We start from the raw sequence: 23,827 nt of genomic DNA, 5'->3' as shown, positions 1-23,827 counted from the left end.
TTTCGCGGCGGTCGCCGGCCCCGGAGCTGGTTCCGCACTCGGCGCCCCGAACCGGCCCCGGTGCCACTGGTGGGATGGGGGCGTTTCCGGGGCGCGCCGCAGCGCAGTCCGGTGGGCGGCTACGGATGGCCGAGCTTATCGGAACGGCGTTCGGGGGCGGAGTGTCCGGTTTCCCGGAGTCGGTTCGCGGCCTCAGGAACGTTCCCCCAGCGACGGACGGGGATGTTCATAGCGACCACCCCCGCTTCTCGGCGACGCGGTATCCCGCGAACGACGCGAGGAACGCCACGAAGGACCCCGCCGCGACCGCACCCGAGGTCCAGGAAACCGCCCCGGCCGAGACTGCCATCGCCAGGACCAGCGCGGCCTGGAGAACGATCCCGCGCAGCTCCCGCAGGAGGCGCAGAACGGGTCCGAGAACGCTCAGCAGCTGGAGTGTCGGCCACGCAACCATGAGAACCAGCACGAAACCGAAGAAGATCCGCCCCGCGTGGGCGGAACTGTCCGGATAGGACTCGGCAACCTGCGCCAGGGCCGAGCTGAAACCGACGATCACCGAAGTGGCGAAGATCCAGCGGAACACGTAGGAAAAGGTTTCCTGGAAGGAGCGGCCGAGATCCGCTCCGGGGTCGGTCGCGAGGATCGACCGGTACAACAGCAGCGCCCGCCGCAGGCGCATCCCGCGGGCGTGGAGTTCGGCGAGTTCCCGCCTGGCTGGAACGTTCTCGGGGTCCAGACGCAGAACGTCCCGTAGGGAGGAGGACGCGGCGGAGTAGCCACCGAGCCAGCGGTGGACACGGCCCGCCTGCAGGAGCAGCCCGGGATCCTGGTTCACGTCCAGTTCCAGGCTCCGCGCACAGGCCGCTCGGGCGCTGGCCAGCCAGCGCCTTCGGTTCTGGATCACCACGCCGGTACTGTGCGGCCCTGGCCATGGCCACGAGCATGTGTGGACTGGCCCGGTCGGGGGCCAGACGGAGCGCTGCCTCCCCGGCGATGAGCGCCTCGTCCGGCCGGTTGAGGCAGACCAGGCTCGCGCCAGCCAGAACGTGAACCATCCACGACGCTTCACCGCCCCATGCCCTCGCCTGTTCGATCCCGTCCAGGGCCGCCCCGTACTGCCCCAGGCTCAACCGCTCCTGCGCCGTACGTGTCCAAGCGAGCGCCTCACCCGGTGCGTTGGCGAGCGCCTGATCGGAGCAACGCGCCACCTCGGCTACACGACCCAGGTCCCCGGACTGGGTTATTTCTTCCCGCACGTCTACAAAGATTTACCCCTCCAGGAAATGAATAAAATAAAAACAAAAACCAGAAAGTTTTTCCTAGTTTTCCATTTTCCTTTTGAGCCTTTCAGCTCCATCCATATCTTTTTTGAAAGATTCTATTTTAGAATAAAGAAAAGAAGTAAAAGAGTCCCCCGCTTTTTCTTCCTCCACTTCATCAAAAGAATACAATGCGGAAGATCCTTTTTTAAAGAAAAATATAACATCAAATTTATAATTACCTATAAAAAGTTTTTGCGATAAATCAAAATCAGGAGCCTCTTCAACAAATTCTTCAGCAATGTCAACAGCACAAATGGCTGACCTTATATCCAGCTCTACGCTAAAATATTTGAAAGGATATCCTCCTGCTTTTTTCATAAAGTAAACATAGTCACCAGGCAATAAAATATCTTTATTTTGATTTTGAAGTTCTTCTATTTGCTCATCAGTACAACCCTTGATGGACTCTCGAGAAGCAAATCCATAAGAAATTGCTTTTTCTATCAGATAATCAATTTCTTTATGTTCATTATGCATCGTCAACCTCCATACTTCTTTTGCCAAATTTTCATATCGTGCTTTCGAGCAGTCTCCGGAAGTTGCTCTATAACCCATTTTTTGTCGTATGGGTCATCAGAATTATAAAAACCTATATTAGGATCTTTGTAATCACTTGAACTATCTATAGCTATTATATTTCTTTCTCCCCAAGTCACCTTTATATCGATGCCAGGGTATTTAGAAATAAACTGGTCAACAACATTTTGGCACGAGATACAAGGCGGGCGCTCCGTATACATCTCAATCGTGCCAGTTGAATCTTTAGAAATGCGAGAGTCGATATCCTCCAAAAGTTTCACTTCAGAATCATATCGACCACTATTTCCCCCTTCTTCTGTTTCAAAAACCGGCTCTTCCAAGGATTTAACAAGACCGTTATCCTTTTCTTTTTTCCCGCTACTCGCAGCTAAAGTATTTGAATCTACACCCTCGATATCATACCGCATGATAGCAGTATTGCTTTTTGGTGGTATCCTATTTGTTCCCTTCAATTCAGGTGCATCCAAACTTTCTCGGAGAGCCTCCACGCCCAAAGATCCAGGAGGAGGAGAAGCGCCGTTGCGTATCTCTTGCGAAAGTTCTTTTATCTGGTCTTGCCGGAGCTCTTCCTCACCACCGCTTTCCTCAGCGTCTCGTGACTGATCATGTTCGTAACTGCCATCCCCCCTATCTGTACCGTCAGTATATGGAGATCCTCCTCCGTCACCATGGTTTAGCCCTCCCTCTCTACCAAAGGACGAACCGCCATTCCCGGAGGACGGGCCAGAGGAGATGCCGTCCGAGGAGACGTCCGGAGTGGGAGATCCGCCACCAGTCCGCTGAGGTTCCGAACGGGTGGGCTGCTCTTGGTACGAAACACCAGGATTACTGTCCGCAGAAGTCTCTGAGTCGGATTGGGAAGCAGAGGCATCCGGCCCCTTGCCGGCCATGGCCATGTCCTGGTCGGGCACCCTCTCGATGCCGGCCAATTCCATGGCCCTCTCCCAGCCGACCTCATCAGCCAGGTGAGTCCACTGCTGCAGCTGCCGAGCCGAGATGTCCTCCTCGGGCCGGTGCGGGGAGTCCTCCGTGTTCCTGGTACCGCTGGCCTCCCGATCCGGGGCGGAGGCGGTATCCCTCTCCCGCTGCGTACTGGATGGAGCCTCCCGCCCGGAGGTGTCGCCCACGTCCTCCCGGACAGGGGCACGCTCGGCACTGCCGTCCGGCTGGGAGGAGGAGTCATCCGAGAGCGACTCCGGAGACTCCGCCTGCTGACTCCGATTGGTTTCTCCGCGGTCGGAGCCGTCCTGACCGGGCGCCTCCCCGCTGCCGGGTGTCTCGTGGCCAGTTCCCCGGGAGGGCGTCTCGTAGCGGTCCTCCAGGTCAGCCGCGTCATCCAACGCGTCGCTTCGCAGGTCATCGAGCCCGTCACCGGACAAGGAACCGCGATCGCCCCCGTCCGGGGAGCTCCCCGGTGAGGAGGACGACGAGGACAGGTCGAAGCTGCTCCGGTCCGGCAGGGAGAGGTCGCCCCTGCTGGCGGCGGGCAGACTCTGCCTCAGCCCGCGCAGACTCGAGGCAGCGCCCCGGGCCAGGCCGGCACCGCCCACGACGCTCGCGGCCGCGTTGATGCCGCCGACCGTGATGGTGTAGCCCGGTCGCTGCTCCCACTCGCTGACGGGAACGATCGAGTCGCCCATGCCCTTCCAGGCGTCCTCAGCGACCCCGTCCCGGCGTTCCCAATCACCCCACACACCGAAGCCGGAGTCCTCGACCTTGACCAGGCCCACCAGCGCCATTGTTTCCTTGTTTCTCTGCTCCCCGTACGCGTAGACGTTGCCCCACCAGTCACTGGCGGACTCCACACCCCATCCCTCATCGGTGTAGAACCCGGACAGCCGGGCCATATCCGCGAGCCTGTCCACCGTGGCCCCACCGGTGACGTCCCATACGCCCCATCCCACGTCGGCGATCCAGATCTTGTCCTCCTCCTGGGAGGTGCCCCAGGGGGTGGCGGCCCCTTCCGGGATCTCCTCGACCCCGTGGGCCTCACGGCCCTCGGTGAGGATCTCGCCCTTGTCCGGGACGAACGTGGTGCCGTCGAAGAGCTCGGTGATCTTGTTGGCGCACTTGCGCTCGGCGGCCTGGTACGCAACGACGGCATCGTCGATGGCCGTCTTGATCCTGTTGTGCTCCTCGCGTTCCTCGTCGTCGTCGCGTACTTCCTCGACGTCCTCGACGCCCTCCAGGAATTCGCTGGCCTGCGATTTCAGTGACGCGAGCTTCTTCTTGAGCGGAGCGGCCTCCTCGGCGAACGTCCGCAGTGCGTCGGCGACCGTCTCCAGCGCGTCGTTGACGTCCTCGCCCAGCTTGGAGACCGCGTCCACCGCCGACAGCAGCTCGCCGGACTCGGGAGCGGAGTACACCTCAGCCAGCCCCTGCCAGGTGGACTGGATGCTGTTCCCCGAGTCGGCGATGTTCTGTCCGTCGGTGTCGATGGCCTTGGCCGCGGCCTCCAGCTCCTCCGGTCTCACCTCCGGAACGGGGATCCCCTCCGGGGTCAACAGCTCGTTCGTCTCGTTTTCACTCACCGCGCGACCGTCCCGTCGTCACCAGCGCTACGTTCCATGTCTTGGCGGTTGTCGGTGTCACAGGTCGAGGTCGGAGATGTCCCCGGCGTTGCTCTGGGACTCGCGGGCCATGTCCGTGTCGCCGTCCATGTAGGCCGTCACCGCCGTACTGCAGCCGCTGATCGCGCTGGAGGTGATCGCGGTCATCTTCCGGAGGTAGTCCCGGTAGGCATCGACGAACTCCTCCAGGGCGGTGGCGATGGGTTCGCTGGCCGCCACCTCGGCGGCCTCGGCGATGTCCTCGCCCAACGTCTTGGTGTGTCCGCTCAACCCGCTGGTCTGGTCCTCGTCGCCCAGCTCGGTCCCCACGTCGGTCAGTACCGCGCTCACGCCCTCGGGGCTGATGTCCCATCCGCTCATCAGGGGGTGCCTCCCGCGCCGTCGTCTCTCGGGCAACCACGGCAGGGGCCGGGTATACGGACCGTCCCGCCGCGCCTGTCATGTCCGGTGCCATATGTCACAGCCGCAGGGCGTGGCCGATATCGGCCACGCTCGCGCGGCGGCCTCAGGGGTTCTCGGGGAACGGGGGTGTTTCCCTCCCGCTCGTGGTCCGTGTGCGCTGCTCGGATGCGGTGAACCGGTGCGGGCGGAACGTGACCGGAGCCTCGGCTGCCGTCTGGCCGGAACCGGCTAGGCTCCGTTGCCGCTCGACGCGTTCCAGCAGGCTCCCCACCGCCTGTCCCGCCAGAGCCGCGTCCCGGCTGACACTGCTGGTCACCCGGGCCATCGCCTCCCGGACCCGGGCCGCGGGGCCGGGTTGCTCCTCCTCACCGGAGGAATCGGGCCCCATGCCGTCCGGGGTCCCGTCCCCGTCCCGTTCCTCCGGGGCCGGTTCCCCGCCGTCATCGGGAGTGACCAGCTCGAACTTCACCGCAGTCGCTCCTCGCCGCGTCGCGCCTTCGCGAAGGCCTGTCGTGTCCTTTGGCGCCCGCATTATGCCGGTAGGCGGTGACATAAAGTAAAATGGCTTTTACTTGGAACGGCGCGCCCGGCAGCGTCGCACCAGCGGCGCCCGCGCCCGGGGGCCTCTCCCGCGAGCGCCGGTGAGGGGCGCGCCACCACGCCGCCGACACGTGAGAACGGGTGGAAAGATGTCACGGTGGGACTTCGGCGAGCAGACCCTGACCACACTGGCCCGCAGCACCTCGGGGTCCAGCGACGAGCTCGCTGACCTCATCACACAGTTGATCCAGGCTGCCGAGCCGCTGTCGGGGAAGTTCAACGGCGCCGGCAAGGCCGCGTTCGACTCGTTCAAGGCCCGTTCCGACGAGATCACCGCCGACCTGAAGGCCGGACTCGGGTCGATCAACGAGGGACAGTACGGCATGCAGTCGGCCTTCTCCACCGGTAACCAGACCATGGCCGACGACGCCAACCGCAACATGTCCACGGCCAACTTCGACGCCGCGAAGTTCAAGACGGTCTAGAACCCCCGACCCGCGACCCCTGGGAGCCCCTGATGAGCGGCAACGGACGCAACAGTTACGACCTGGGCGCCTCGGAGGAGGCCCAGACCAACATCCACAGCGTCATGACGCGTCTGGAAGCGATCATCGGAGAGCACGACGTCGACGTGAGCAGCGCCATGGCCGACTTCGAGGCCACCGGGGTCTCCGACGAGTACAGCGCCAAAGAGCTCAAGTGGCACAACGCGGGCAACGAGGTGCGGGAGATCATCCGGCTCGTCCGGCAGACCCTGGAGAGCAACGACGAGACCGCCCAGTCGGCGCTCGGCCGGGCCGGTGCCGCCGTGCGGGGGATCTGACCCCGCCCCAGGCGAACCATCCGACCCGACCACGGGAGGGGCCGCGGGGGCGGCCCCTCCCGTTCCGTGCGGTCGGCCCCCGGCAGGACCACCATCCACCAGGCCCGAAGGACACCCGCCATGGCACGCGACTACGACAGCCAGCTGCTGGAGTCGACGGCGGTGCGTCGCAAACGGCTCCGGGAGGCGGTGTTCTTCGGCCCGCAACGTTCCCGGCGGCGCCTGGACGAGAACCTCGGCAAGGTCGTGATCAGCGTGTGCGTATCCGCGGCCGTCTGCGCCGGCACGGTCGGCTGGTCGTTCGTGCAGACCCAGCTGGACGGGCGGGACCAGCAGGAGCAGCAGGCCAGCCCGGAGGCGACGTCGGCGCCGCTGCCGGCCGACTGGGTGGGCTCCGAGGTGACGTTCCCGATGCTGCGCGAGGAGCTGGGCCACGCCCGGGTCCCGCCGGACCTGTACGTGCTTCCCGGGGACGAGCGTCCCAGCCCGGAGGAGGTGTCCAGCTACTACCTCGTTACCGAGGAGGGTGCGGACGGCTACTCGGCCGGCATCATCGAGTTCGACCAGGGCCGCACCGGTCCGGAGTTCGCTACGGAGGACGAGGCGTGCCGGTGGCTGTACCAGGAGCTGGCCTCGGCGGTGTCCGACCCGCAGCCGCTCGGTGCGGACGAGGAGCGGGAGGCCGACGAGCTCACCTCCGAACTCACCTCCACCGTGCGGGACAGGCTTGACGGCCGCGCCGGCGGTGTCCAGGTGACGCTGGAACGCGGCCAGGTGGTGGACGCGCTCGGTCAGGAGAGCGGCTCGGTGCTGTTCCCGGACCGGACGCCTCTCGCGCGGCGGGACCTTCCCGAGGCGGTGCGGGGGGCCGAGGGGTCCGCGCTGCGGGAGTCCTACCACCGTTACCGGGTGGCGTTCCCGTTCCAGGTGGAGGCCTCCGCCGTGGCGGCGCGGGAGGGCGGACCGGACGGGGTCCGGTTCGACGTCGGCGCCCAGGGGTTCGCACAGCCGCCGGAGCTGCCGAGTATCCGTTGGCTGGTCGGCAACGGGTACCTTGAGCGCGTCGCGGCCACGGACCTCCCGTCCTGACCGCCGGTACGTGACAACCCCCGCGGGTGCCGCGGGGTGACGGAGACGATTGGACAGGCCCGATGACCACGTGGAGCCGGGTGACCCTCGTCGGGGAGCGGCACAAGGTCGACGCTGTCGTGCCCGCCGAGGAGCCCGTGGGGACACTGATGCCGGACGTGCTGCGCATGCTGGACGAACCGGTCCGCAACCCGGCGACCCCGCTCCACCTCACGACCGCCGCGGGTGACCTCCTGGACGGTGGCGCCACGCTGTCCGGCCGGGGCGTCCCCGACGGGGCGACGCTGCGGCTGACCCGCGGCGACGACCCGCTGCCCGCCCCCGTCGTCCACGAGGTTCCCGAGGCGGTGGGGACGGCGCTCGACGGGGCTCCGGGCCAGTGGGGACCGGCGGCAGCCCGGTGGAGCGCCGGGGCGGCGACCGGGGTGCTCCTCGTGGTTCTCGCCGCTGTCGTGTGGGGCGCGACCGGCAACGCGCCGGGGATGGTGGCCACGGCGGCCCTGGGCGTGCTGGCGGTCGCGTTCGGAGCGGTCCTCGGGGGCTTCTGGCGCGCCGCGTTGGGGATCGCGCTGTCCGTCAGTGGCGGGGCCGTGCTCTGCCTGGCAGTGTGGTTCGCCGCCGACCTGTACGCGTGGCCGGAGTGGGGCCGGTGGTGCGGTGCGGCGCTCGTCGCCGCCGCGGTGGTGCTGCTGTTGGGTGCCACCTCCCGTCTGGGGCGGGGCGGCCTCGTCGGGGGCGGGGTGGCGCTCCTGCTCGCCGTACTGTGGACGGCCGCCTCCGCGGCGGGACTGGGGTTCTCCGGCGCGGCCGCCGTGAGTGTGGTGGCGTGTGTCGTGCTGCTGGGGCTGGTGCTGCGGCTGGCGCTGACGTTCTCCGGGTTGACGGTACTGGACGACCGGCGCAGCGACGGAGCCGAGGTGGCCAGCAGCGACGCCCGCGCCGCCCTGGCGGACACGCACCGCGGCATGGTGGTGTCCGTGACGGCCGTGGGGGTGTCCGCCGTAGCCACGGGGGTGGGACTGGCCTCCGACCTCACCGGTTGGACGGCGGCGCTGGCGGCGCTGTTCGCCGTGGTGCTGGGCAGCCGTTCGCGGATGTTCCCGCTCACGTTGGAGAAGGCTCCGCTGCTGGCGGCGGCGCTGGCCGTCGTGGCCGGTCTCGCGGTTGCCACCGCGGACCACGCCCCGTGGGGGGTGTGGGCGGCGTGCGGCCTGCTGCTGGGGTGCCTGGCCGTCCCGCTGGGGGTGCTCGCGGTCGACCCGCCGCCGCACGTGCGGGCGCGGCTGCGTCGGGGCGCCGACCGGGTGGAAGCGGTCGCGGTGGTGGCGATCGTGCCGGTGGCGATCGGCGTGTTCGGTACGTACCAGCGGCTGCTGGCCACGTTCTGAGACCGACGGGAAGACGACCGGGAAGACGGGAGGAGCCCTATGGGCGCGGGCGCATCACCGTACGGGGCCGCGGCGGCGAACCGGCACGGGGACACGCTCACGCGCCGTGCCGGCCGGTGGGCGGCCGCACCGTTCCTGCCGCCGCACCGGGTCCGCACGCCCCTGGAGCTCGGCGGTGCGCTGCAGCGCACCGTCACCACCGGGCGCAGGGTGGTGGTGAGCCGCCCCCGCACCGGTGCCGGGGAGAGCACGGTGACCGCGCTGTTGGCGTCGGTACTGGCGCACTACCGCAACGACCGGGTGCTGGCGATGGACATCACGCCGGGCTCGGAGTCGCTGGCGCGGCGCCTCGGCGTGCGGCCGGAGTCCTCGCTGGAGGAACTCGACCACGGTTCGGCCGACCTGGCGTCGTTCCCGGACGTGGCGCCGCACCTGGCCCACCCGCGGGAACGGTTGTGGGCCCTGCCCAGTGTCCGCGCGGACCACTCGGACCAGGCGACGACCACGGCCACGTTCCACCGGACGCTGCTGCCGCTCACACGGTTCTTCGGGGTGACGCTCATCGACCGCGGCGCCGACGTGTTCGACGGGTTCAACCAGGCGGCCCAGGCGAGCGCGCACGCCCACGTGCTGGTGACGCCGGCCACCCGTGACGGAGCGGTCAGTATCGGGCGGGCGTTCGACTGGATGGTGGCCAACGGCAGCGGCTCCCTGCCGGCGCGGACGGTGGTGGTGCTGGTGGAGCAGGCACCGGAGGAGGATCCGACGTTCGACGCCCAGGGGGCTGGCGCTATTCTGCGCGAGAGCGGTGCCGCGGTGGTCCGGATCGGCTACGACCGGCACCTGGCGGCGACGGCGGCGTTCGACCCGCGCCTGGTCGCCGATGCCACCCGTGTCGCCGCGGTGCGGGCGGCGGCGGAGGCGTTGCGCCGCGCCGGGTGACCGGGCACCGGCGGGACCGGGACACGGATGTTCACTGCTTCGGGAGGACATGATGGGAACCGCGCCGGGCCGGCCGCGCGACCGGGAGGCCGCTGGGGCTGCGGCTGACCGGCCGCGACTGGTGGCGTCCGACGACGCCGCCCAGGCGTTCCTGGAGGGTGGCGCCCCTCCCGGCACCGGTGCGGGCGGGACCCAGGACACCGGTGCCGCCTCCGCCGCCCCCGCTGCGTCCTCGCATGGTTCCGGCGGTTACGCGGAGCGGTTGGCGGCGCTTCCCGAGCTGCCCGCGTCCCGCTGGCGGCGGGTGGCGCGCCGGACGGTCGCGGGGTGGTTCCCGCGCGCGGACCGGTGAACCACAAACCGCCGCTGTCCGTACCAGGAGTGGGGCGGGTCCGTGCTACCGCCCTCTCCCCTGCCATCCATCCCCCCTTTTCCCTGGAAGGTCGACGATGCGACACGGTTGTGTCCGGCCCGGACGTCCACTGCTCGCGTCCGTGTGCGCGCTCGGGTTGGCGGGGGCCGCGGCGTGCGGCGGCTCCGGCGGGAGCAGCGCCGAGGAGGACTCCGGACCGGTCGAGGTGGACGTGGACGAGTTCACCAAGGAGCCGATACCGGACTCCAAGTCCCGGGTGTACAGGTCGGACATCCCGAACGACCCCGACGGCGTGGCGCCGCTGCGTGAGCGGTTGGCCTTCGCGGGGATCGAGGCCGCGTCCGAGTCCGGCGGTGTGGTCGACGAGAACGCCTCCGCCGAGTGCCCTCCCGCCCAGCGGGAGGCCGGGGAGACGGTGACCTGCACGGTCACCTACCGCGGGGACGAGCTCACGGCCGAGCTGGAGATCACCGAGGTCAGCGACGTCATGTTCAAGTACGACCTAGAGCTCACCCCGCTGCCGGTCACGCGGGACGTGGTCGAGGAGCACTACCGGGTGGAGACCCGGGCTCCCTACGCAGCGTGCGACATGGACGAGACCGCTCTCCTGGACCCGGACGACCCCGAGGACCGGGTGGAGTGCCGGGCCTGGACCCCCGACCCGGGAGTCCTGCACACGGCCCGCCTGTCCAATGACCAGGACCTGCTCCTGCACACCTTCGAGGACGAGGAGGCGGAGTACGACGCCGTGGCGAAGTGACCACCGGACGGCGAGGGGTGGTGGCGCGGCTCGGTCCGGGAGCGGCTCCCTCCCCATTCCCTCACATGGTGTCCTCCCGGAGGGAGAGGAGATAGTCCCGGTGGTTGTCGCGTTCGCGAACACGCGCTGCGGCGAGAGCGACCAGCACGGTGGCGCATCCCACAGCCACCGCAGCGGGGGTACCCAACGGACCGTGCAGGCACTGGACGAGCGAGAGGGCGACACCGGAGAACGGCAGCGTCAGTACGGCTATGACGCGCCGCGTCCAGGATCCCCCTTCCGATGCGGGAGACACCTGGACGGCGATCATGGCGGGGCTCCAGAACCAGCCGTACAGCAGGAGCAGGGTCGCGCCGCTCCACCTGAGACGCCATTTCCCGCGCGCCTGTGCGGTCAGCACCGGCAGGAGGAGGATGCTGAGCACGATCCCTGCGGTTCCCATGGCGTCGACGTACACCGACGCCGCCGGGTCGGCCAGCGTGTACAGGAGCATGCCCCCGATGAAGCTCCACGCCAGCGGTGCTCCGGCGGGAGACAGCGGAGGGCGAGCTCCCGTGATCCTGCCGGGGAGGGACGCCTCCGGCGCGGAAACGAACCTGCGTCCTGCGGAGTCGAGGCGCGGCGAGGGGCGCAGGTCGCCGCGCGGGCCGCGCTGGGGGCACCAGGGGTCGGCTTCCCGACCATCGGTATCGAGCCCGTGGTTGAGGATGCGGTTCCAGTGTTCAGTAGACGATCCTTCGTCCACGCGTCGACGCGCGTACTCCTCCAGCACCTCGCCGTGCCCGGCGTCGGCGGCCAGCCGCGCCAACCGTTCGGCCTCGCCGAACTCTCCCGCGCGTTCGCTGCGCAGTACGTGCGTCCGAAGGCCCCCGGCCGGCGGAGGGGTTGGAGGAAGTCGGCCGCCGTTCTCCCCCGCAGCCTCGGCGGCGGCCCTGGCGGCCGCGAGACGTTCCTCGTCCTCTGAGGTGGTATGGGCGGACAGCCGGTACAGCAGCGCCGCGTTGTCCCAGTCACCCTCGGCTTCGAGACGCTGAGCGGCCCTGTCGAGGTCCATGAAGTAGCCGAGTTCGTGCAGCAGCTCCGCGGCCGCCTCGGCACCCTCCCGGTCACCCTCGTGCACGAGCTCCTCGACCGGGGGCGGGTCGATACCGAGGTACTTGGTGTCCGAACCGAGGTGGAGACGCTCGCCGTGGGCGGCCCCCAGTGCCTCATCCGCGAGTGCTGCCTCCCCGGAACGGACCATGTCGGCGGCTACCCGCAGGGCCGCGTCCCTCGCGAGTACGGGGCGGATACTGACGACGCTCTCCCGAACCGTCCGTTCCTCCGCCCGTGCCCCCAGGCCGGTCAGAGTGGAAAACCCGGTCGAATCACGGGATTGGCGGGTGCGGCCCTGGGAGGTCTCGTGGCGGAGCCAGGCGCGCACGCGCCAGGTGCGGTACCGCGCGGGGTCCGCCGAGGCGCAGCGCCCGGTCGAGGAGGACCTCGGCGTTGCCGGGTCTGCCGTTCTCGTAGAACAGGACCCCCGCCCAGACCAGCGTTCCGGCGAGGCGGACGGCGTCAGTGTCCTCTCCTTCAGCCTGCCGCACGCGTTCCGACTCCTCGGGGGTGAGTTCCGCTCTTCTCTTGCCGAGCAGTTCCTCCTCCATGGCGTCGCAAGGGTGGTACGCCGGCAGCACGTCGCCCATGGGGACATCGGGGACCGGATACCCGTGGCCGCTCAGCCGCTGGTAAAGGCGCAGCGCTCTCTCGTCCTCCCCCGCGAGTTCGGCGAGCCGGCCCATCTCCCTCAGGACGTCGGCCGTCTCCGCGTCGATGCCCCCGCGCGTGCCGTCCCCCTCCGGAGGAGCACCGCACACCAGTTCCTCCAGTCCGGCAGCGGCGGCTTCCTCCCCCAGGCCGAAGGCGTACCGGTGGATCGTCGCGGACCGCTGCGGGTCCCCGGCGAGTTCGGCGAACCAGCCGGTTGTGAACAGGAGGACGAACACCCGGCCGAGGTCGTCCCCGTCCGACTCCGCCGCCAGGCAGCGGGCGACCCGTTCCGTTCCGTCGTCGCGCAGCAGGACACGGCTCATCCAGGTGTGGACGTCCGGGCTGCCGAGGTCGGGTGTGAGCAGGGGAACCGCTTCCGCCGTGCGCCCGTCCCGGTACAGCATCCGGGCCAGCTCGTGGGACGCGGGGACAGATCCGGCGTCGGTCCCGGCGAGGGAACGCAGCAGCCGTTCGGCCTCCGCCCGTTCCCCCATCCGCTGCCTCCGGCGGATGAGTATCCGGGCCGCCCCCTCCTTCTCCAGCGTGGCCGCGCCCCGCTCACTGGTCCGCGCGAACACCTCCTCCTCGGCCCTGTCCCAGTCACCTCTGCGCAGGTGTATCCGCACCAGCCACGCCGCGAGTTCCCCGCCTCCCTGACGGCAGACCCGCTCCGCCTCGTCGATCCGCCCCGCCAGCACCAGTCTCTCCACGGCCATGACGACCCTGGGCCCGCCAGTAACGCCGCCGCCCTCCGCGAGGGCGCGGAGGGCGAAGCGCACGGCCTGCTCCCACTCTTCCTGGCGTGTCAGTTGGAGGGCGACATCGTCCAGGAAGGCGTTGTCACCCGACTCGGCGGCGACGTCGAGGATCCCGGAACCGACAGGTGTCCCCCTCGCTTCGCGGGCGTTCGGGTTCCATACCGGGGATATCCACCTCGTGAGCACGGTCGCGGCGCCGGAGGCCACCGCTTCCCGGGCCAGTTCGAGGAAGGCGTCCGGGCACCCGGTGTCGAAGCGCTGTTCCAGCAGGTGCTTCAGCTCCGCGGTGTCACCCATGGAGGCGGCCTCACACGCTCGGCGCTGCTGGTCCTCCCACTGTGCTCGTTCCCACTCGGTGTCCCTGGCCAGTCTGTCCCCGGACGCGGCGACATAGCCGTAGCACCGCCGGACGTTGTCCCAGTCGCCTCGGCGCTTGAGCCGATCCGCGCAGTGCAGCAGCGCCCCCACGCCGCCGTTCTCCCCCAGGAGGTCGATCAACTGCGCCCGCTCCTCCCCGGTGTTGCGGGTGGCTGCCTCGTCAGCGAGTTTGGACGGGTCGTCGAGTTCCGCGACGCGCAGGTAGGCCCGACGCGCGGCGGTGCGGTCGCCGTCGAGCTCGGTACGGGCCAGCTCCCACAGCGCTGCGGTGCGGCCTTGGACCGCCGCGTCCGCAGCGAGCTGTTCCGCCTCCGAACGGTCTCCCGCCCGCAACCGCAATGCCGACGCCTGAACCAGGCCCGCCGGATCGTTCTGCGCGCGGTGCAGGGCCTCGGCGTGCGCGTACCGGAGCCGGTCCTGCGCGGCACGCGCGAACGTCTCCTTCCCCGGGATGTAGAGGTTCTCGGAGCAGGCCGCCTCCCAGAGGGAGGCGGGCGGGCAGATCCAGCCGCGCGTCTCGCGCCCGTGCTGTTTCAGGTAGTCGGCGAGTTCGTAGCTGGGATCCTCCTGGTACGGCCTCTTCCGCGCTCTCGTCAGGGGGCCGGGTATCCCGTCCAGGGGCTCTCCGAGCTCGGCCGCCACGGTGTCGAACCAGCCCTTGTCCAACGCCGCGCGGTCCTCGTTCGACAGGTATCCCATGGCGGCCTCGCGCAGGAAACCGCGCGGCAGTGGCAGGTAGACGTCGCCGAGCCGGTGGGCGTCCATGGCGGCCTCCAGCACCGCCCGCGCTGCAGGGCTCGCGTGCTCGTAGCGGCGCAGCAGCTCCGGTGCGCCGGCGAGGGTCTGGGTGAGGCGCCGTTCCGATGCGTAGGCTGCGGCGCGCCGCAGCCGCAGGTCCGAGGCCACCAGGTCCTCGTTGGCCCGCAGCTCGTCGCCGGTGAAGGCGTCCGGCATCCGGATGTCCTCGGCCTTCTCCAGCAGTGTGCCGACCGGGGAGCGCCGGTTCCCGGTCAGTTCCGCCCAGTACTGGGGCCACAGGGAGCCCAGTACCAGCACCGGGCCGCGCGCCGGATCGGCGAGCAGCTCCTGCAGCGCCTCGGCGACCCCGCCCCGTTCCCCGGGCCGCAGGTACATCTGGGCCTCGTTGAGCCAGATGGCGGTATGCGGACGCACCCGCCCCTCCCTCAGCGCCTCGACCACCGCGCCGGGGCGGTCCGGGGTCAGCGGGTGCCACATGCGCCAGTCGGGAGGCAGGGCGGCGTGCAGCGCCTCCCAGCACGCGCGGGTCTTCCCGGTGGAGGAGCGGCCGACCACCATCACCATCCGGCTGGTCCGGGACGCCCCGGACACGGCGGCGCGCAGGCGGTCGTCGACACGCGGCCGGTACAGGTAGGGCGGAAGCGGGGAGGAGTCCTCCCCGCTTCCGGTGTCGAGTGCCTCGTGCACCTCGAACTGCAGCGCGTGGTGGTCGGAGAGATCGCCCAGGGGTATGCCGAGCGGGCTGCGTTCCGGAGCCATGCCGGAACCGTAGACGTGCTGGACACCGACAACCGGACCGTGGAACGTGCCGTTTCTGAAGTCCACGTGGTCGCCGCCGTAGCGCTCCGCCATCGCACCCGCCTTCCCCGCGCGGGAGCCCCGCCGCGCCGTCCCACAGTGGGCCGCTCGGTCCCGCGCGGTCCCAGGATGCGGGAGGAACACCCCACCGGGGAACCCCGAGATCCGCCACACGGGGGGTTGTGGCCCGATCCGGCCACTGTCCCCGGCCCCGCATACAACGAAGTCGCGGCGGGAACCGTTCTGTTGGGTAGTGGAACGGGTTCGGGTCCTCCCGGGCCGCGGCGGAAGGAGGTCCGGGCATGGACGTAACCGGCGAGCTGGCCACTTCAGGAGCGCGGGCGCTGGTTCGAGCTATGGCCACGGACCGGTGGCCGGAGGTGCGTGACCGGGTGGCCGTGCTGCTCGGGGACGGGCGTGAGGACGTGGCGGCGGAGTTGGAGCGTTCCCGCTCGGAGGCGCTCGACTCACCGGAACTGGCCAGCGAGGTGGTCGCCGAGTGGCGGCCCGCGCTGTGCCGCCTGCTCACCGACGACCCGGACACGACCGCCGCGGTGCGTGCCCTGCGTGACGAGTTCACCCCGCCTCCCGGAACGGACGCCGGGAACCGGGTCGAGGGTGACGTGCGCGGAACCGCGGTGCAGGCCGGAACTGTGCACGGCGACGTCTCCGCCCCCTCCTACGGCGGCGACCACGTCGACTTCCGCGGGTCCACCTTCCACGGCCCGGTGACGGGAAAGTCGCCCCCGCCGCCCGCCCCGTAGACACCCCTCCCTCACAGGGAGCGGCGCTCCCGCACGCACCGTGCTCACCGGTGACACCCCACACATTCGGACTCGCGTTTTCGCTGGTCACGACGTTCTTTTCCGGGGATGTTCACCGTGGGAGGGTTGCGGCTTACCTCCCGTTATGAGACGTTCTTCCGCGTTGTCGTAGTGAACGGGAAGCCGGTGGGAATCCGGCGCGGTCCTCGCCACTGTGACCGGAGGACACTCCTCCACGGCGCCACCGGGCGCGTTCGTCCCGGGAAGGCGGAGGGGTGTGGGGTGGTGACACCCGGCTCCGGGAGCCAGGAGACCGGCTACGGCTGTCCGGTTGCCCGAACCACGAAGGATGGTTGGCCCGCATGCCAGCACACAACGCGTACCCCGCCGCGGCGCGCCGCATCCGGAACGCGTCGCTCGTGGCGCTCTGCGCCGCCCTCACCACCGCCTCGTGTGGTTCCCCCGAGGCGTCCTCCGACAACGCCGGAGGCGACGCCGAGACGGTCCGCAACTGCGACATCGACGTCGAGATCTCCGCCGAGAACCCGCCCGAGCGGGTGTTCGCCGTGTACCAGCCGGCCATCGAGATGGCCCACGCCCTGGGGATCAGCGACCGGCTGGTCGGCACCGCCTACCTGGACGCGAAGGTCATCGACGACTACGCCGACGTCCAGTCCGAGCAGAAGTACTACCCGGAGATCCCCAGCCGGGAGGAGATGCTCAGCCGCAAGCCCGACTTCGTCCTGTCCGGGTTCAACGACGTCTTCACCGACGGGAGGTTCGACACCCGCGCCAGCCTGCGCGAGCTCGGCGTGGAGAGCTGGATCTTCAGTCCGCTGTGCCCCAGCGAGGACGGGCGCGGCGACCAGGCCATCGACCCCTCCACGGTCACCATGGACAGCATCTACGGCGACCTGCGCGACCTGGGCACGGTGTTCGGCGTCGAGGACCGCGCCGAGGAGGTCGTGGCCGACATGGAGCAGACGGTCGCCGACGTCGAGGACGCCGTTCAGGACGCCGGGTCCGAACCGGAGGTCATGGTGGCCCGGCCCAGCGACGACGGGTTCCGCGCCGCCGCGGCGTCGGACTTCGCCACCGAGATGATCGACCTCGCCGGCGGGACGAACGCCGCCGCCGACGTCAAGGACGAGCGGCACGCCAACTTCGGGACCGAGGAGATCATCGCCCGCGACCCGGACCACATCTTCGTCGACGTGTGCTGCGACGCCGACATGACCGCGGCCGACGCGGCACCGTCGGTGGAGGAGATCACCTCCGACCCGGCGTTGGCCAACGTCACCGCCGTCGAGGAGGGCAACGTGCACGAGTGGACGTTCGCCGACCGTTCGGCCGGGGTCCGCAGCGCCCGGGTCGTGGCGGACATCGCGCGCACCATCCACCCCGACCAGTTCGACACGCGGGACTGATGGCGGCCCCCGCGACCGGCACCACGTACGCGGGTGCGGCCGCCCGAACCAGCCAGCACGAGCGCACCTCCGAGGCGGGGCTACTGCGCGGTGCCGGGGCACGCGGCGCGGGGCTGGCCGTGGCCGCCCTGGTGACGGCCGCCGTGGCACTGGCGTCGCTGCTGGTGGGACGCGAGGTGCTGTCCCCCGCCGACGTGTACGCCGCCTACGCCGACTTCACCGGTTCCGACACCGACCTGATCGTGACCCACCTGCGGGTCCCGCGCACTCTCGCCGGTGTGGGGGTGGGAGTCGCCCTCGGTGTCGCGGGGGCGGTGGTGCAGGGGGTGACCCGCAACCCGCTGGGCGGGCCGGGGATTCTCGGGGTGAACGTCGGCGCGTCCCTGGCGGCGGTGCTGGCCATCACCTTCCTCGGCGTGACGGCGGTGAACGGCTACGTGTGGTTCGCGTTCGTCGGCGCGGCGGTGGCCACGGTGGTGGTCTACGGGGTGGCGTCGCTCGGCTCCGACGGTGTCACCCCGGTGAAGCTCGCGCTCGCGGGTGCGGCCATGTCGGCGCTGCTGGGGTCGGTGACCTCGGCGGTGATCCTGCGGGACCGGACGAGTCTGGACGAGTACCGGTTCTGGTCGGTGGGCTCACTGGCGGGCGCCGAGTCGCAGATGCTGGCGCAGGCCCTGCCGTTCGCCGCGGTGGGTCTGGTCATGGCCGTGGCGCTGGTGCGGCAGCTGAACGCGCTGGCGCTGGGGGACGAACTCGCCCAGGCGCTGGGGCTGCGGCTGTGGCTGGTGCGCCTGCTGGGCGGGGTCACCGTGGTGCTGCTGGCCGGCACGGCCACGGCGGCGGCGGGCCCGATCGGCTTTTTGGGGTTGGCGGTGCCGCACGCGGCACGCGCCCTGGCCGGTCCGGACTACCGGTGGATCGTGCCGTGGACGGCGGTGCTGTCCCCGGCTCTGCTGCTGACCGCCGACATCGTGGGGCGGGTCGCGGTCCGCCCGGAGGAGTTGCAGGTGGGGATCGTGATGGCGCTCGTCGGGGCACCGGTGTTCATCTACCTCGTGCGTCGCCAGCGGCGGGCGGGGATGTGATGGCGGCCTCCGCCGGAACCGCCGCCGCGCCGCGGCGCGTACGCGCCCGCCCGCCCGGCGCGTGGATCGTGCGGGCCCGGGCGTGGGACGTGTCGCTGCGGCTGGACGCCCCCGCTCTGACGGTGGGCACCGCCATGGCCGCGCTCGCGGCCGCGGCGCTGGTGCTGTCCCTGACGATGGGGGACTTCCCGGTGGAGCCCCGGGAGGTGGTGCGAGCCCTCACCGGAGGCACCGCCGACCCGATGGTGAACCACATCGTGGTGCAGATGCGGCTGCCGCGCGCGCTGACCGCCGCCGGGGTGGGGGCGGCGCTGGCGATGTCGGGGATGCTGCTGCAGCGGTTGGCGCACAACCCGCTGGTGAGCCCGGACGTGATCGGGATCAACGCGGGCGCGGCCGCGGCCGCCACGGCCGCCATCGCCGTGCTCGGCGGCACCGCCCTGCAGGTGGCGGGGTTCGCGCTCGGCGGGGCGGTAGCCACCGCGGTGCTGCTGTACCTGCTGGCCTACCAGCGGGGCGTCTCCGGGAACCGGCTGGTGCTGCTGGGGATCGGGGTGAGCGCCGTGCTCGGTTCCGTGACCTCCTACATGATCACCCGCGCCGACATCGACACGGCCCAGCGCGCCACGGTGTGGCTGACCGGCAGCCTCGCCAACCGGGACTGGGCGCACGTGGCCACGATCGCGGCCGCGCTGGCGGTACTGACCCCGTTGGCGCTGGGGTTGTCCCGCCAGCTGCGGCTGTTGCAGCTGGGCGACGACCTCGCCGTGGCGCTGGGCGGCCGGGTGCGGCTGGCGCGGGGCGGGTTGCTGCTCACCGCCGCCGGGTTCTCCGCGCTGGCGACGGCGGTGGCCGGGCCGGTGGCGTTCGTGGCGCTGGCGGCGCCGCAGATCGTGCGGCGGCTGCTGGCCGAACGCGCGGTCGGGATACTTCCCGCCGCCGGATGCGGCGCGGTGCTCGTGCTGCTCTCCGACGCGCTCGCCCGCACCGGTTTCGGCGGCGGGGAGCTGCCGGTGGGCGTGGTGACCGGCATCCTGGGGGCGCCCTACCTGCTGTACCTGCTGGCGCGGTCGAACCGCACCCGGGGGTAGCCCCGACGCGCTGTGTCCGAGGCGCGGCGCGGGGCCGCGCGGTGCCGGAGGCGGGCCGCCGGGCGCGGTGGACGCGCCGGCGCGGGTTTCCGCTTCCCTCCGGTCGGATAGCGGCCCCGTGTCCGTGCGGGGCCCGGTACGGCCGGCCCCTGCTCGTGTCCCATCGCAGCGCGCAAGGAGCGAGGGTGTCACAGAAGGTGTCCGACCACATTCTCGAACGGCTCCACGACTGGGGCGTGGAGCGGGTGTTCTCGTACGCGGGCGACGGCATCAACGGCCTGCTGGCGGCGTGGCAGCGCTCCAGCGACGCCCCCGTGTTCGTCCAGTCCCGCCACGAGGAGCTCGCGGCTTTCGAAGCGGCCGGCTACGCCAAGTTCTCCGGGAAGGTGGGGGTGTGCGCGGCCACGTCGGGTCCGGGGGCGATCCACCTGCTCAACGGGCTCTACGACGCGCGGCTGGACCACACTCCCGTGGTGGCCGTCCTCGGGCAGACGGACCGCAGCGCCATGGGCGGGTCCATGCAGCAGGAGGTGGACCTGCACGCGCTGTACAAGGACGTCGCCTCGGACTACCTGGCGACGGTGAACGTTCCCGAACAGCTGCCCAACGTCCTCGACCGCGCCATGCGTATCGCCGAGAGCCGCCGCACCGTCACCGCCGTCATCGTCCCGGGCGACGTGCAGGAACTGGACTACTCCCCGCCGACCCACGATTTCAGGATGGTTCCCGGAAGCCTCGACGCGGCGCATGGGCGGGTCGAGCCGGAACCCGAGGAGTTGCGGCGGGCCGCCGAGGTCCTCAACTCCGGCCGGCGGGTGGCCATCCTCGCCGGCCAGGGGGCGCGGGAGGCGCGGGAGGAACTGTCGCAGGTCGCTGACACGCTCGGCGCGGGTGTGGCCAAGGCACTCCTCGGCAAGGACGTCCTCGACGACGAGCTCCCCTACGTCACCGGCGCCGCCGGGCTGCTCGGGACCCGCCCCTCCTACGAGCTGATGCGGGACTGCGATACCTTCCTCATGGTCGGCTCCAGCTTCCCCTACAGCCAGTTCCTCCCCGAGTACGGCCAGGCGCGGGCGGTGCAGATCGACGCGGACCCCACGATGATCGGCCTCCGCTACCCGTTCGAGGTGAACCTGCTGGGGGACGCGAAGGCGACACTGCGGTCACTGCTGCCGCTGCTGCGGCGGAACACGGACCGTTCGTGGCGCGAGACGGTGGAGTCCAACGTCCGCCGGTGGCACGAGGTACTGGAGGGCCGCGCCCACGTGGAGGCCGACCCCGTCAACCCGGAACGGGTCTTCTGGGAGCTGTCCCCGCTGCTTCCCGACGACGCCATCCTGACCTCGGACTCGGGTTCAGCGGCGAACTGGTACGCCCGCTACATCTCGATGCGGCCCGGCATGCGCGGTTCGCTGTCCGGGACACTGGCCACCATGGGACCGGGGGTGCCCTACGCCACGGGCGCCAAGTTCGCCCACCCGGACCGGCCGGTGGTCGCCCTGGTCGGCGACGGCGCCATGCAGATGAACGGCATCAACGAGCTGATCACGATCGCGCACTACGCCCGGGAGTGGTCCGACCCGCGCCTGGTCGTCGGCGTGCTGAACAACGGCGACCTCAACCAGGTCACCTGGGAGCTGCGGGCGATGAGCGGATCGCCCCAGTTCCTCCCGTCCCAGCGGCTCCCGAACCTGCCCTACGCCGAGTTCGCCACCAGCCTGGGACCCAGCGGCACCAGGGTGGACTCTCCCGACCAGGTCCGGGACGCGTGGCAGCGCGCTCTGGACACCCCCGGTCCCAGCGTGATCGAGTTCGTGACCGACCCCGCCGTCCCGCCCATCCCGCCGCACGCCTCCCTGGAGCAGATCCAGTCGACGGCGGCCGCGCTGGCGAAGGGCGACCCGGAGGCGTGGTCCGTGCTCCGGGAGGGCATCAGGACCAAGGCCCAGGAGGTGTTCCCGGGCACCGGCGGATAGCGCCACCACCCGCAGTGCCCCGGCGGCCGAGGGGCACCGCTGCCTGCCGGCCGCCCTTGTGGCGCCGCCCGCGATGGGACAGGATCGCGGTGGTGGTTTTCCCGGCCCCTTCCCGGAGGCTTCCCGTGGACCGTGCCGCGTTCGAGGCGTTCCAGTGCGACCCCTACCCGCACTACGCGCGGGCCCGCCGCGCCGGCGGTCTCACGTTCTCCCCCGAGTTGGAGGCGTGGCTGGTGGCGCGGGACGCCGACGCCCGCGAGGTGCTGCGCCGCCCGGAGGAGTTCTCCTCGGCGAACGCGCTGCGGCCCGAGGTGGCGCTGCCGGGCGACGTGCTGGCGGAGCTGGGCAACGGGATCGGCGGTGGACCCACGGTGATCTCCTCGGACGGGGAGCAGCACCGGAGGTTGCGCGTCCCGCACAACCGGGGCCTGTCCCGCCAGCGAGTGGAGGAGCTGGCGCCGTTCGTCGACGAACGCGCGTCTGACCTGGTCCGCCGGGCGGCCGGCGGCGGTGCGGAGTGGATGCGGGACTACGCCCGGGTGCTGCCGGCCGAGGTGCTGGGGCGGCTGGTGGGGCTCGGCCCGCGCGACGTTCCCACCGTGTTCCACGGCATCCGCCGCGCCGAGGAGCTGCTGTTCCGCCCCCTCGGCCACGAGGAACAGCTCCGCGCCGCCCGCGAGGTGGCGGCGCTGCAGCACCTGTTGGACAGCTACGTCCGCGACCGGTGGGAACACCCGCGCGCGGACGTGTGCACCGAGTTCGTGCGGGCCCTCGTTCCCGGGGACGAGGGGCTCTCCCGGCAGCGGCGCGGGGAGGTGGTGTCGAGCGTGCAGAACTTCCTGCTGGCCGGCTACCTCACCACGACGGCGCTGCTCGGCAGTTCCGTCCTGCACCTGCTGGCCGACCGGCGGCAGTGGGAGACGCTGCGCCGGCGCCCCGGCCTGGTGCCGAACACGGCGGCGGAGGCGGCCCGCTTCGACCCGCCGTTGCAGGGGTTCCGGCGTCTCACCACCGCCCCGGTGACACTCTCCGGGGTGAAGCTGCCGCCCGGCAGTGTCGTGTTCGTCGCGTTCGGCTCGGCGAACCGGGACGGCGCGGCGCACGAGCGCCCCGACGTTCTCGACGTGACCCGCCGCGTGCGGCCGAACCTCGCGTTCGGGCACGGCCCGCACGCCTGCCCCGGGATACTGCTCGCCCGGCAGCAGGTGCAGGCCACACTGCGGGCTCTCCTGCGGGAGATCCCCGAGGTGCGGATCGCCCGCGGGGCCGAGGTGGGGATGGAGCCCACCCTGATCCACCGCTCCCCCGTGGAGCTGCCGCTGACGTGGACGTGACCCGGCCGCCGGGTTCCCCGACTGGCGCGGACGCGGCGACTAGGATTGCCGGTATGGTCGAGGGACTGTTCCGCGACGACACCGCGATCCGCCGGGTCACCGGGGAGGCGGCCGTCCTCGGCGGGGCCGCCTACGCGATCCTGCTGCAGGTGGCCCACCCGAGCGTGGGCCGGGGGGTGCGCGAGCACAGCGACTTCACCTCCCGCCCGGTGAATCGGCTGCGGGGGACGTTGACGTTCGTGTACGGCACCGTGTTCGGCACCCGCGCCGAGGCCGACCGGATCGCGGCGATCGTGCGGGCGATGCACACGAAGGTGGCCGGTCCCGGCTACCACGGTCTGGATCCCGACCTGCAGGTGTGGGTGGCGGCCACGTTGTACGCCGGGGCGGTGCGGTTCCACGAACTGGCGATGGGACCGATGCCGGATGGGGAGAAGGACGAGCTGTACGCCCAGTCGGCGGTGTTCGCGACCGCGCTGGGCTGTCCCGCCGACTCCTGGCCGGCGAGCCGCGCCGCGTTCGACCGCTACTGGGCCGGCATGGTGGACAGCATCGAGGTTCCCCCCGAGGGCAGGGAGATCGCGGCGGAACTGTTCGCCCCCGCCAACCCGCTGCTCCGCCCGGCGGTGCGGGCGCAGCGTTTCCTGGCGGCGGGGGTGCTCCCGCCCCGGCTGCGGGAGGGGTTCGGCATCGCGTGGGGGCCGCGCCAGCAGCGGAGGTTCGACCGGCTGGGCAGGGTGCTGCGTGTCGTCTACCCGCGGCTTCCCCGGCCGGTGCGCACGCTGCCGAAGAACGCCTACATGCGCGACATGCGCCGCCAGGCCGCCCGTAACCGCCTCTACCGGCGCCCGGGGCGCCGCTCCCGCTCGGCCGTGCGGCTGTGGTGGGGCGGCCGCACCCGGCCGCCCCTGCGCAGGGCCCCCACCCCTGGAGGGGGCCGCCGCTCCGAGTAGGCCCTG

21 protein-coding genes and 1 riboswitch are annotated in these 23,827 nt (G+C 70.6%); of the genes, 14 read left to right on the top strand and 7 right to left on the bottom strand.

The annotated features are described in order from the left end of the window. Positions 1-226 precede the first annotated feature (226 nt). The 5 genes from FHX37_RS00245 to FHX37_RS00225 form a co-directional block, all read right to left on the bottom strand. Positions 227-907, bottom strand: coding sequence for a tetratricopeptide repeat protein (locus tag FHX37_RS00245; protein WP_141921468.1), 681 nt, complete (start codon positions 905-907; stop codon positions 227-229). A gap of 412 nt (positions 908-1,319) precedes the next feature. Beyond that, positions 1,320-1,799: an SMI1/KNR4 family protein gene (locus FHX37_RS00240; protein ID WP_141921467.1), complete on the bottom strand. Its 480-nt coding sequence runs from the start codon at positions 1,797-1,799 to the stop codon at positions 1,320-1,322. 2 nt (positions 1,800-1,801) lie between these two features. After that, the gene (locus FHX37_RS00235; protein ID WP_141921466.1) at positions 1,802-4,393 is read right to left on the bottom strand and encodes a deaminase domain-containing protein; all 2,592 of its coding nucleotides are present in this window, start codon (positions 4,391-4,393) and stop codon (positions 1,802-1,804) included. Positions 4,394-4,450: 57 nt separating this feature from the next. Then, positions 4,451-4,792: a DUF6507 family protein gene (locus tag FHX37_RS00230; protein WP_141921465.1), complete on the bottom strand. Its 342-nt coding sequence runs from the start codon at positions 4,790-4,792 to the stop codon at positions 4,451-4,453. Positions 4,793-4,937: 145 nt separating this feature from the next. Next, positions 4,938-5,303: a hypothetical protein gene (locus FHX37_RS00225; RefSeq protein ID WP_141921464.1), complete on the bottom strand. Its 366-nt coding sequence runs from the start codon at positions 5,301-5,303 to the stop codon at positions 4,938-4,940. Between the two features lie 220 nt (positions 5,304-5,523). Here FHX37_RS00225 and FHX37_RS00220 point away from each other — a divergent pair, with 220 nt between their 5' ends. The 7 genes from FHX37_RS00220 to FHX37_RS00190 all read left to right on the top strand — a co-directional run bounded on the left by FHX37_RS00220 (position 5,524) and on the right by FHX37_RS00190 (position 10,749). Then, the gene (locus tag FHX37_RS00220; protein ID WP_141921463.1) at positions 5,524-5,859 is read left to right on the top strand and encodes a hypothetical protein; all 336 of its coding nucleotides are present in this window, start codon (positions 5,524-5,526) and stop codon (positions 5,857-5,859) included. 32 nt (positions 5,860-5,891) lie between these two features. Further along, positions 5,892-6,197, top strand: coding sequence for a pore-forming ESAT-6 family protein (locus tag FHX37_RS00215; protein ID WP_141921462.1), 306 nt, complete (start codon positions 5,892-5,894; stop codon positions 6,195-6,197). Positions 6,198-6,317: 120 nt separating this feature from the next. Next, a complete protein-coding gene (locus tag FHX37_RS00210) occupies positions 6,318-7,286 on the top strand; it encodes a TNT domain-containing protein (RefSeq protein ID WP_141921461.1) in 969 nt (322 codons plus the stop codon). Between the two features lie 62 nt (positions 7,287-7,348). Then, positions 7,349-8,674, top strand: coding sequence for a type VII secretion integral membrane protein EccD (gene eccD, locus FHX37_RS00205; RefSeq protein ID WP_141921460.1), 1,326 nt, complete (start codon positions 7,349-7,351; stop codon positions 8,672-8,674). 39 nt (positions 8,675-8,713) lie between these two features. Continuing rightward, entirely contained in the window at positions 8,714-9,616 is a 903-nt protein-coding gene (locus FHX37_RS00200; protein WP_141921459.1) for a MinD/ParA family ATP-binding protein, read from the top strand. A 49-nt stretch (positions 9,617-9,665) separates the two neighbouring features. Beyond that, positions 9,666-9,968, top strand: a complete 303-nt coding sequence (locus FHX37_RS00195; protein ID WP_141921458.1) for a hypothetical protein — start codon at positions 9,666-9,668, stop codon at positions 9,966-9,968. Between the two features lie 97 nt (positions 9,969-10,065). Then, positions 10,066-10,749: a hypothetical protein gene (locus FHX37_RS00190; RefSeq protein ID WP_141921457.1), complete on the top strand. Its 684-nt coding sequence runs from the start codon at positions 10,066-10,068 to the stop codon at positions 10,747-10,749. 61 nt (positions 10,750-10,810) lie between these two features. On the opposite strand, the gene FHX37_RS00185 is transcribed toward FHX37_RS00190, so the two are convergent. Together FHX37_RS00185 and FHX37_RS00180 are read right to left on the bottom strand one after the other, a co-directional pair. Further along, on the bottom strand, positions 10,811-12,172 hold the full coding sequence (locus FHX37_RS00185; protein ID WP_141921456.1) for a hypothetical protein: 1,362 nt from the start codon (positions 12,170-12,172) through the stop codon (positions 10,811-10,813). Continuing rightward, positions 12,117-15,245 (bottom strand): hypothetical protein, encoded by a 3,129-nt coding sequence (locus FHX37_RS00180; RefSeq protein ID WP_141921455.1) that lies wholly within the window; start codon positions 15,243-15,245, stop codon positions 12,117-12,119. The genes FHX37_RS00185 and FHX37_RS00180 overlap by 56 nt, the downstream gene beginning before the upstream one ends. A gap of 248 nt (positions 15,246-15,493) precedes the next feature. Here FHX37_RS00180 and FHX37_RS00175 point away from each other — a divergent pair, with 248 nt between their 5' ends. From FHX37_RS00175 to FHX37_RS00145, 7 genes are all read left to right on the top strand, one after another. Beyond that, positions 15,494-15,955: a hypothetical protein gene (locus FHX37_RS00175; protein WP_141921454.1), complete on the top strand. Its 462-nt coding sequence runs from the start codon at positions 15,494-15,496 to the stop codon at positions 15,953-15,955. A gap of 152 nt (positions 15,956-16,107) precedes the next feature. Beyond that, positions 16,108-16,291, top strand: a riboswitch (cobalamin riboswitch). A 26-nt stretch (positions 16,292-16,317) separates the two neighbouring features. Next, a complete protein-coding gene (locus FHX37_RS00170) occupies positions 16,318-17,382 on the top strand; it encodes an ABC transporter substrate-binding protein (RefSeq protein ID WP_141921453.1) in 1,065 nt (354 codons plus the stop codon). Continuing rightward, positions 17,382-18,467 (top strand): FecCD family ABC transporter permease, encoded by a 1,086-nt coding sequence (locus FHX37_RS00165; RefSeq protein WP_141921452.1) that lies wholly within the window; start codon positions 17,382-17,384, stop codon positions 18,465-18,467. The genes FHX37_RS00170 and FHX37_RS00165 overlap by 1 nt, the downstream gene beginning before the upstream one ends. Beyond that, positions 18,467-19,558 (top strand): FecCD family ABC transporter permease, encoded by a 1,092-nt coding sequence (locus tag FHX37_RS00160; protein ID WP_141921451.1) that lies wholly within the window; start codon positions 18,467-18,469, stop codon positions 19,556-19,558. Before FHX37_RS00165 ends, FHX37_RS00160 begins: the two co-directional genes overlap by 1 nt. 185 nt (positions 19,559-19,743) lie before the next feature. Beyond that, positions 19,744-21,534 (top strand): thiamine pyrophosphate-requiring protein, encoded by a 1,791-nt coding sequence (locus FHX37_RS00155; RefSeq protein WP_141921450.1) that lies wholly within the window; start codon positions 19,744-19,746, stop codon positions 21,532-21,534. 125 nt (positions 21,535-21,659) lie between these two features. Beyond that, positions 21,660-22,868 carry a cytochrome P450 gene (locus FHX37_RS00150; protein WP_141921449.1) on the top strand — a complete coding sequence of 403 codons (1,209 nt, stop codon included), beginning with the start codon at positions 21,660-21,662 and terminating at the stop codon, positions 22,866-22,868. A 53-nt stretch (positions 22,869-22,921) separates the two neighbouring features. Beyond that, positions 22,922-23,821, top strand: a complete 900-nt coding sequence (locus FHX37_RS00145) for an oxygenase MpaB family protein (protein WP_141921448.1) — start codon at positions 22,922-22,924, stop codon at positions 23,819-23,821. The last annotated feature ends 6 nt before the right edge of the window (positions 23,822-23,827 follow it).

The sequence above is a fragment of the Haloactinospora alba genome, from assembly GCF_006717075.1.
GTDB lineage: Bacteria > Actinomycetota > Actinomycetes > Streptosporangiales > Streptosporangiaceae > Haloactinospora > Haloactinospora alba.
The sequence above is the reverse complement of the archived record's forward strand: the minus strand, read 5'-3'. Positions and strand labels throughout refer to the sequence as shown.

What these genes read in the sequence shown, in the direction of transcription:
- FHX37_RS00165 (WP_141921452.1), top strand. Translation starts at nt 17,382, where the DNA reads ATGGCGGCCCCCGCGACCGGCACCACGTACGCGGGTGCGGCCGCCCGA.
- FHX37_RS00210 (WP_141921461.1), top strand. Translation starts at nt 6,318, where the DNA reads ATGGCACGCGACTACGACAGCCAGCTGCTGGAGTCGACGGCGGTGCGT.
- FHX37_RS00170 (WP_141921453.1), top strand. Translation starts at nt 16,318, where the DNA reads ATGCCAGCACACAACGCGTACCCCGCCGCGGCGCGCCGCATCCGGAAC.
- FHX37_RS00195 (WP_141921458.1), top strand. Translation starts at nt 9,666, where the DNA reads ATGATGGGAACCGCGCCGGGCCGGCCGCGCGACCGGGAGGCCGCTGGG.
- FHX37_RS00230 (WP_141921465.1), bottom strand. Translation starts at nt 4,792, where the DNA reads ATGAGCGGATGGGACATCAGCCCCGAGGGCGTGAGCGCGGTACTGACC.
- FHX37_RS00180 (WP_141921455.1), bottom strand. Translation starts at nt 15,245, where the DNA reads ATGGCGGAGCGCTACGGCGGCGACCACGTGGACTTCAGAAACGGCACG.
- FHX37_RS00175 (WP_141921454.1), top strand. Translation starts at nt 15,494, where the DNA reads ATGGACGTAACCGGCGAGCTGGCCACTTCAGGAGCGCGGGCGCTGGTT.
- FHX37_RS00200 (WP_141921459.1), top strand. Translation starts at nt 8,714, where the DNA reads ATGGGCGCGGGCGCATCACCGTACGGGGCCGCGGCGGCGAACCGGCAC.
- FHX37_RS00220 (WP_141921463.1), top strand. Translation starts at nt 5,524, where the DNA reads ATGTCACGGTGGGACTTCGGCGAGCAGACCCTGACCACACTGGCCCGC.
- FHX37_RS00240 (WP_141921467.1), bottom strand. Translation starts at nt 1,799, where the DNA reads ATGCATAATGAACATAAAGAAATTGATTATCTGATAGAAAAAGCAATT.
- FHX37_RS00160 (WP_141921451.1), top strand. Translation starts at nt 18,467, where the DNA reads ATGGCGGCCTCCGCCGGAACCGCCGCCGCGCCGCGGCGCGTACGCGCC.
- FHX37_RS00215 (WP_141921462.1), top strand. Translation starts at nt 5,892, where the DNA reads ATGAGCGGCAACGGACGCAACAGTTACGACCTGGGCGCCTCGGAGGAG.
- eccD (WP_141921460.1), top strand. Translation starts at nt 7,349, where the DNA reads ATGACCACGTGGAGCCGGGTGACCCTCGTCGGGGAGCGGCACAAGGTC.
- FHX37_RS00145 (WP_141921448.1), top strand. Translation starts at nt 22,922, where the DNA reads ATGGTCGAGGGACTGTTCCGCGACGACACCGCGATCCGCCGGGTCACC.
- FHX37_RS00190 (WP_141921457.1), top strand. Translation starts at nt 10,066, where the DNA reads ATGCGACACGGTTGTGTCCGGCCCGGACGTCCACTGCTCGCGTCCGTG.